Source organism: Mesorhizobium sp. M7A.F.Ca.CA.001.08.2.1 (assembly GCF_003998455.1).
Lineage (GTDB): Bacteria > Pseudomonadota > Alphaproteobacteria > Rhizobiales > Rhizobiaceae > Mesorhizobium > Mesorhizobium ciceri.
In genome coordinates, this window is record NZ_RZPW01001009.1 from 1 (window position 1) to 1809 (window position 1809).

Consider the following 1809-nt stretch of genomic DNA (forward strand, 5'->3'; position numbering starts at 1 on the left):
TCCTCGCAATCCGCACGGCTTCTAACGAACAAGATTGCGACGATCGGCAAGCTGATCGGTGATGCGCCGGCCAAGACAAAAAGGCGGATGTCACGTGACGCTGAGCCGACACCTCGACGCTTAATTGCAATCGGCGCCTCCGCGGGCGGGCCGGCCGCCGTTGCCGCAGTCCTGAGTGCGTTTCCCGTTGATTTTGACGGCGCGATCGTGCTCGTCCAGCATCTCGATGCTCAGTTCGTGCCGGGGCTTACTGATTGGCTGGGACAGCATACGCCTCTCCCGATCCGTCCGGCGCGGGAAAAGGATAGTCCTCAAGCGGGCACTGTTCTCGTAGCCAGTTCTGCGGATCATCTGGTTTTCAAGTCAGCTCAACAACTTGGCTATACGCCCAGCCCCAAGGACAATTTTTATCGGCCGTCCGTTGATGTGTTCTTCGGAAGTGCGGCGCAATGGTGGCCTGGCTCGGTGATTGGTGTCCTGCTCACAGGCATGGGCAGGGATGGCGCGCGCGGGCTAAGACAGCTCCGCGACAAAGGGCATCTCACGATCGCCCAGGATCGAGCAACCAGTGCAGTCTATGGCATGCCGAAGGCCGCCGCCGAAATCGGCGCGGCTGTTGATATTCTTCCTTTGAGTGCGATCGGCTCACGTATAATCGAAGCCTGCGAGCGCTCCACGTGAAAGGGCTCGTCCGATGACGCAAGAACCAGAGCTGGTCCCGCCACTCACAGACAACTATTCATCCATGGTTCTGCTCATCGATGATCAGATCATGGTTTGCGAGGCGGTCAGGCGCGCTCTAGCCAACGAACCCGATATTTCCCTACACTTCTGCACCGACCCGTTGAGAGCAATGACAGTCGCGGATGAGGTAAAGCCAACCGTTATCCTGCAGGATCTCGTCATGCCCGGCGTCGATGGGCTGCATCTGGTGCGAGAATACAGGAAGCATGCGTCGACACGCGCGGTCCCAGTCATTGTGCTGTCGAGCAAGGAAGATCCAGCCACCAAGGGCGAAGCCTTTGCTGCGGGAGCGAACGACTATCTCGTCAAACTGCCGGATCGTATTGAGCTGATTGCACGTATTCGATATCACACTCGGGCTTATCTGGATCACGTCCAGCGAGACGCGGCATACCGAGCGCTAAGGGAAAGCCAGCGACAGCTGATCAGTGCAAATCTCGAGCTTGAACGTCTGACGCGGATCGATGGCCTGACGGGCCTCGGCAACAGGCGCTATTTTGATGAATATCTGGCGGCCGAATGGAAGCGCGCTTTTCGCGCACAGTCCCCATTGTCGCTGTTGATGATCGATGCCGACAACTTCAAACGATACAACGATACCTATGGCCATATGGCCGGCGATGAGGTGCTCAAGCAAATCGCCCGCGTGATCCAGAGCGGTTCCGGACGCTCCACCGACCTAGCTGCGCGGTACGGAGGCGAAGAGTTCGTGGTCGTGCTGGTCGACACTTTACTGGAACAATCCAGTGCGATCGCAGAGCGGCTCGTCCAGGGCGTGCGGGAGTTGAACATACCCCACGGCCCGGATCGTGTGACCATCAGCGTCGGCGTTGCAACAGCGGTGCCCACCGCGGACGAGACGCCAAATGATTTCGTCAATGCTGCCGATTTGGCCCTATTTCGTGCCAAATCGGGAGGACGAAATCGTGTCGCGGTTCATATGTCCCGCAGCTAGACAAGCTCAACGTACTTCTCAGGCTAAGATGGAACTTTCTGAGCGTACGTTGAACGCGCCTGGGCTCGCCCGGCCTTCAAGAAGCTCTATGCCGACCAGCTCGCTTACTT

At 58.1% G+C, this 1809-nt stretch carries 2 protein-coding genes; both read left to right on the forward strand.

Going from position 1 to position 1809, the window contains the following annotated elements:
* Positions 1-681 (forward strand): chemotaxis protein CheB (locus tag EN914_RS34100; protein WP_127389623.1); only part of this gene is annotated, 681 nt, incomplete at its 5' end.
* Between the two features lie 13 nt (positions 682-694).
* Complete coding sequence (locus EN914_RS34105) at positions 695-1699, forward strand: PleD family two-component system response regulator (protein WP_024505317.1); 1005 nt, start codon at positions 695-697, stop codon at positions 1697-1699.
* Positions 1700-1809 lie beyond the last annotated feature (110 nt).